Source organism: Streptomyces sp. SM1, assembly GCF_002910825.1.
Lineage (GTDB): Bacteria > Actinomycetota > Actinomycetes > Streptomycetales > Streptomycetaceae > Streptomyces > Streptomyces okerensis.
The window spans coordinates 1-5,604 of the sequence record NZ_NEUB01000898.1; the positions used below are offsets into that span (position 1 = coordinate 1).

Annotated in this window: 5 protein-coding genes; 4 read left to right on the plus strand and 1 reads right to left on the minus strand. The window is 75.5% G+C overall.

The window, feature by feature from the left end:
- Positions 1-11 precede the first annotated feature (11 nt).
- A complete protein-coding gene (locus B9S61_RS30215; RefSeq protein ID WP_103545078.1) occupies positions 12-263 on the minus strand; it encodes an MbtH family NRPS accessory protein in 252 nt (83 codons plus the stop codon).
- Positions 264-505: 242 nt separating this feature from the next.
- On the opposite strand from B9S61_RS30215, the gene B9S61_RS30220 reads away from it, so the two are divergent.
- From B9S61_RS30220 to B9S61_RS30235, 4 genes are all read left to right on the plus strand, one after another.
- On the plus strand, positions 506-2,830 hold the full coding sequence (locus B9S61_RS30220) for a lantibiotic dehydratase (protein ID WP_103545079.1): 2,325 nt from the start codon (positions 506-508) through the stop codon (positions 2,828-2,830).
- Positions 2,830-4,332, plus strand: a complete 1,503-nt coding sequence (locus B9S61_RS30225) for an amino acid adenylation domain-containing protein (RefSeq protein ID WP_103545080.1) — start codon at positions 2,830-2,832, stop codon at positions 4,330-4,332. The genes B9S61_RS30220 and B9S61_RS30225 overlap by 1 nt, the downstream gene beginning before the upstream one ends.
- The gene (locus B9S61_RS30230) at positions 4,329-5,357 is read left to right on the plus strand and encodes a threonine/serine dehydratase (RefSeq protein ID WP_103545081.1); all 1,029 of its coding nucleotides are present in this window, start codon (positions 4,329-4,331) and stop codon (positions 5,355-5,357) included. The genes B9S61_RS30225 and B9S61_RS30230 overlap by 4 nt, the downstream gene beginning before the upstream one ends.
- Positions 5,354-5,604, plus strand: a 251-nt coding sequence (locus tag B9S61_RS30235) for an acyl carrier protein (RefSeq protein WP_103545082.1), incomplete at its 3' end; no start/stop codon positions are given. The genes B9S61_RS30230 and B9S61_RS30235, both read left to right, overlap by 4 nt.

The following is a 5,604-nucleotide window of genomic DNA, read 5'->3' on the forward strand; positions in this document are numbered from 1 at the left end:
CCGTCCCTGGCTCAGACATCAGCCCCGGCCAGCCGGCGGCGCAGGCTGAGCGGGCGCATGTCCGTCCAGATCACGCCGATGTGCTCCAGGCACTCCTGCCGGCTGCCCCGCCTGCCCTCCGGGTGCCAGCCGGCGGGCACCGCGCGGTCCGCCCGCCAGATCGAGTACTGCTCCTCGTCGTTGCGCACCACGAGATACACCTCGTCGGTGTCCGGACGGGCCTCGTCGGCGCCCGGGCCGGTCGTGGAGTCGGGTTGCGTCATGGTGAACCTCCCGCAGTGGTGGGGCCGGCCGCAGGTCGGGGCCGACGCCGACAGCGTGCCCGGCGCCCGCCCCTCCGGAGCAGGGACGAACGCGCCGAGCCCGCGGCGCGCGTTGCTGCCGGATCTTCTCTGGTGCCGTACCGCCCGCCGCGGGACGGTGCTGTCCGGCCGGGGAGCCCGGCGTCCGGCCGGGCGGCCTCCGCCCGGCCGGCCCGTCCCCCCCTTTCCGGAAGGAGCACGTGATGTCGGACGAGCACGCACCGGTTCTGCTACCGGGCGGAGGCTGGCGGCTCTGGGAGGAGTTCGCGCTGCGCGGTCCCGGCTTCCCCGCCGACGGCGTGCTGCGCCTGGCCCCGCCCGGACTGGCCGAGGGCGCCGACAAGTTCGGCCCCGGCAGCGACCTGTCCGGAGCCGAGTGGGAGGCCTTCGCCGAGGAGCTGTCGGCGGCAGCTGTCGACACCGCCCGGCACCTCCAGCACATCGCCGGCCGGCCCCGCTTCCAGGCGGCCCTCGCCTGGCAGAACCCGGCCGTACTGCGCACCGGCATCGCGCCGTTCCTGCGCTGGACGCCGGGTGTGGACAAGCGCAGCAGCATGCCCCGCCAGCGCGAGGAACTGGTCGCCCACTACTGGCAGCGGTTCTGCGTGAAGAACGACACCATCGGCTTCTTCGGCCCCGTCGGGTGGGGCCGCTGGAACCCGTCCGCGCCGCACGCCGTCACCGTGGACGCCGGCCGGGACTTCCTCGCCGCGCAGGAGGTCTACTTCTCCGGCTGGGCCGTCGACGCCCTGGCCAAGGTGCTCGCCGAGGACCCCGAGCTGATGCGCTGGATCCCGCCGCGCCGCATGTCCTTCGTGCGATGCGAGGACGGCGCGGTACAGGTCCCGGGGCGGCCCGCCCAGCCCGTCGGGGAACTCCAGCAGGCCGTCCTGCGGCACTGCGACGGCACCCGGCACACGGCCGCCATCGCCGCCGAACTGGACCTGGACCCCGGCGAGGTCGACGCCATCGTGGGAGAGCTGGTCCGCCGGCGCTGGGTCGCCCAGCGCCTGGAAGTGCCCGCCGCCACCCACCCCGACCAGGCCCTGCGCCGGATCCTCGAACGCGTCCCCGACGAGCCTGCCCGAGACCGTGCCCTCGCCAAGCTCGCCGTGCTGGAGCGCGGCCGGGACGCCGTACGCGCCGCCGGCACCGACGCCGACGCGCTGACCGCCGCGATCGGCGCCCTGGAGGCCGACTTCGCCGCCCTCACCGACAGCGACGCCCAGCGCGCCAAGGGCACACGCACCGCCCCGTGCCGCGGACTCGTGTACTCCGACGCACGCCGCTCGGCCACCGCCACGGCCGGCCCCGCCCTGCTGGAGCACCTCGAACCCCTCCAGCTGTGCCTGACCGCCGCCCGCTGGATGACCAACCGCTTCGCCGACGCCATCCGCGCCCGCCTGCGCACCGTCCACGACCGCCTGAGCGCCGACGGCACACCGGTGGACCTCGCCACCCTGTGGATGCACACCCTGCCCTCCCCGCACCCCGACGCCGGCGACCTGATCGACACCGCCCAGGCCGAACTGCGGGCCAAGTGGGCGCGGATCCTCGACCTGCCCCCCGACGCCCGCCGCGTCCGCCTGACCACCGCCGAACTGGCCGACCGCGTGCGCCGTGAGTTCGCCGAACCCGGCGACGGCTGGTCCCTCGCCCGCTACATCAGCCCCGACCTCCTGGTCGTCGCCGAGGACGCGGACGCCGTCGCCCGCGGCGACGTCGGCCTCGTCCTCGGCGAGATGCACTGCGCGCTCAACACCATGGGCGCCTCCCTCTTCGTCCACCAGCACCCCGACCGCGACCGGCTCATCGCCGAGACCACCCGCGACTTCCCCGGCCCCCGCCTGCTGCCCACACTCCCCAAGGAACTGCCCCTGCGCTGGTCCACCCGCAGCCGGCCCTCCCTGGACCGGCCCGAGGACCACTACGTCACCCTCGTCGACCAGACCGGCGACCCGCACCGCCCGAACTCCGTGCCGAGCGCCGACGTCCGCGTCGAGGACCGGGACGGCCGCCTCACCGCCGTCCTGCCCGATGGCACCGCGCACGACGTCCTCGACGCCTACGCCAACACCCTCACCCAGAGGGTCATGGACCGCTTCACGCTCCGCCCCGAGGGCGAGCACACCCCGCGCATCACCATCGACCGCATGACCGTGGCCCGCGAGACCTGGCAACTACCGGTCGGAGACGTCGACTTCGCCGACGAGAAGAGCGAAGCCGCCCGGTTCGTCCGCGCCCGGCACTGGCAGCGCCGACACGACCTGCCCCGCTTCGTGTTCGTCGTCTCCCCGACCGAACCCCGCCCGTTCTACGTTGACTTCGACAGCCCCGTGTACGTCACCATCCTCGCCAAGGCGGCCCGCCGGCTCGCCCGCAAGGACCCCGGGGCCCGTCTGAAGGTCAGCGAGATGCTGCCCACCCCCGAACAGGCCTGGCTCACCGACGCCGACGGGCACCGCTACACCTCCGAACTCCGCTTCGTGGCCGTCGACCTGACCGTCACCGGCACCCAGGAGGCGTGATGGACACCGTCGCCGACGACCTCGCCGCCCACGCCGCCCGCCACCCGGCCCGCGTCGCGCTGGACACCCCCACGGGGCAGGTCACCTACGGCAGCCTCGCCGCACGCACCGGTGAACTCACCCGCCTGCTGCGCGCCCACGGAGCCCGGCCGGAGACGGTGTGCGCCATCGCCGTCGAGCACGGGGCCGACGCGGTGGCCGCCATGGCCGCGGTCCTGCGCTGCGGGGCCGCCTTCCTCACCCTGGACGTCACCCAGCCGCGCGACCGGCTCGCGGCCTTCGTCGACAGCGCGGGCACCCGCCTGCTGCTGACCACCTCCGCCCACGTCCGCGCCCTCCACCCGGATCCGGACCTGCCGACACTCCTGCTGGACGATCCCGTCCCCCCGCCGCACACGCCCGCGACACCACCCGCCCGGGTCGATCCGCGCGCCCTGGCCTACGTCAGCCACACCTCCGGCAGCACCGGTGACCCCAGCCCCGTCCTCGTCGAGCACCACGCACTCGACACCTACCTGCGCGACACCGCGCGCGCCTTCGGCCTCGGCCCGCACACCGTGGCCCTCCAGACGGCCCCGCTCGGCTACGACGCGTCCCTCCGGGACACCTTCGCCCCGCTGCTGGCCGGAGGGCGACTGGTGATCGTGGAGCGCTCCCGGCTGCTGCGGCCCGCCGGCTTCGCTGACACCGTACGCGCACACCGGGTGACCGCGCTGCTCAGCACCACCCCCTCCTTCCTGGCCCACCTGGCCGGGCAACCGGACCTGCCCGACCCGCTGGCCGGCGTCACCCTGGTCGCCGCCAGCGGCGAGTCCCTGCGCCCCTTCCTCACCGCCGGCGGTCGGCGGACGGTCCCGGGCACACTCGTCAACCAGTACGGCCCGACCGAGTGCACCATGACCACCACCCGTCACCGCGTCCCCGCCGAGCCCGACCCGGCCGCCGACGTGGTCGGAACGCCCCGCCCCGGCACGGTCGTCCGGGTGCTCGACGCCGACCTCGCGCCCGTCCCCGACGGCACGGTGGGCGAGGTCTACATCGGCGGCGCGGGCGTCGCCCGGGGCTACGGGGGGCGCCCGGACCGCACCGCCGAGTGCTTCCTGCCCGACCCCTACGGCCCGCCCGGCGCCCGCCTCTACCGCACCGGTGACCTCGGACGGTGGGGCCCCGACGGCCTCGCCTACGCCGGGCGCACCGACCGGCAGGTCAAGATCCGCGGCTACCGCGTCGACCCCGCCGAGATCGAGGGCGCCCTGCTGGCCCACCCCCGGGTCAGCGGCGCCGTGGTCACCGCCCACACCGACGAGCGGGGACGCACGTACCTGGCGGCCCACGTCACCGGCGACCTGGCCGCCACGAAGGACGCCCAGCTGCGCGCCCACCTGGCCCGCTCACTGCCGCCGCACCTGATGCCCCGGAACTTCCGGCGCCACGACACGCTGCCCACCACCCGCGGCGGCAAGACGGACCGCCGCCGGCTGATCGCGGGGAGCACCCCGTGACCGCCACCGGCCTTCGGCCGGCCACGTCCGGCAGCGGCACCGGCACCGGCACCGGACCCGGCCCCGCAGACGTCACCGAGGCCGCCGCCCGCATCGCCCCACACGTCCGCCGCACACCCCTGCTGAGCGGCCCGCACACCGCAATCAGCGGCACGGAACTGCTGCTGAAGGCCGAACACCTCCAGCACGGCGGCTCGTTCAAGACACGCGGAGCCGCCAACGCCCTCCTGGCGCTCGGGGCCCGGCACGTCGTCACCGGCTCGTCCGGCAACCACGGCATCGCCCTCGCCCGGCTCGCCCGATCCCTCGGCATCCGCCTGACCGTCGTCCTCGCGGCGGGCGCGGACCCCGCCAAGACCGCCGCCATCCGCGCCCTGGGCGCCGAGACCGTCCGAGTGGGCGGGGGAGTGGCCGAGCGGGAGGAACGGGCCGGCGCGCTCGCGCGGGAGACCGGAGCCACCCTCGTACCCTCCTCCGACCACCGCCTGGTGGTCGCCGGCCAGGGCACGGTCGGCACCGAACTCCTCGCCGACGCACCCGGGACCGAGACGGTCTACGTTCCGACCGGCGGCGGCGGCCTCCTCGCCGGCGTCTGCCTCGCGGCCGCCGACCACCCGGTCCGGATCGTCGGGGTCGAACCGGATCAAGCCCCCCGCTACGCCCGCTCCCTGGCCGCCGGGCACCCGGTCCAGCTGCCGCCCTGCGCCACCGTCGCCGACGGCCTGCGCGGCCAGCGGCCGGGACGCGTCCCCTACCCGATCATCCGTGACCGCGTCGACGACCTCATCTCCGTCGACGACGACGCGATCCTCACAGCCGCCGCTCTGCTGGGCCGCCTCGGCGTCGACGCGGAGCCCAGCGGAGCCGTCGCACTGGCCGGAGCCCTGCGCGCCGGCCGCCGTGAGCGGGCCGTGGCCGTCGTCTCCGGCGGCAACACACCCGCCCGACTGCGCACCCTGGCCCCCACCGCACCGCCGACCACGGGAAGCACCGTGGCGAACACCACCGAGGAGCACACGTCATGACCGAGAACGCCGCCACCGCCACCCGCACCGCCGACCTGCTCGCCGGAATCTTCCGTGAGGTGCTCGACCTGCCCGACCTGACCGAGGACACCGACTTCTACGAGGCGGGCGGCGACTCCCTCACCGCCTTTCAGATCACCGGCCGCCTCGAGGAGATCCTCGGCGCCCAGGTGCCGGTCTCCCTGGTCTTCGCCTACCCCACGCCGCGGGATCTGGCCGAGGTCGTCGACACCGACTTCGGCCGCCC

Bases quoted from the DNA above. Each gene is read 5' to 3' on its own strand.
- B9S61_RS30215 (WP_103545078.1), bottom strand. From the start codon at position 263: ATGACGCAACCCGACTCCACGACCGGCCCGGGCGCCGACGAGGCCCGT.
- B9S61_RS30220 (WP_103545079.1), top strand. From the start codon at position 506: ATGTCGGACGAGCACGCACCGGTTCTGCTACCGGGCGGAGGCTGGCGG.
- B9S61_RS30225 (WP_103545080.1), top strand. From the start codon at position 2,830: ATGGACACCGTCGCCGACGACCTCGCCGCCCACGCCGCCCGCCACCCG.